Origin of the sequence: Pseudomonas sp. Pseusp88 (genome assembly GCF_047303955.1) — a bacterium.
Lineage (GTDB): Bacteria > Pseudomonadota > Gammaproteobacteria > Pseudomonadales > Pseudomonadaceae > Aquipseudomonas.
Genome location: NZ_JBGLYM010000163.1, coordinates 1 through 206, shown reverse-complemented (window position 1 = coordinate 206; position 206 = coordinate 1). Strand labels below are relative to the sequence as shown.

Below are 206 nucleotides of genomic sequence, written 5' to 3'. Positions count from 1 at the left end.
TCCCCAGGGGTATTTAATCGCCATTTCCAGGATCGGGCTGTCTATCCGTAGCTCGATCCAGACCTGCCACAGGCGATATTGCTCAGTGCCGGTGTAGGCAAAGTCTGCCGGGCGGTGCTGACCGCCGGCTGTACCGGGCAGTGTGCCGAGTTGATTCGGGTCGACCCAGTTACCGTAGATGAACTGGTCGTAAACATGACGGTTTG

At 57.8% G+C, this 206-nt stretch carries 1 protein-coding gene; it reads right to left on the bottom strand.

Annotated features, from left to right (window positions below):
* A partial coding sequence (locus ACCD02_RS32855) for a hypothetical protein (protein ID WP_413310747.1) occupies nucleotides 1-206 on the bottom strand: 206 nt, incomplete at both ends.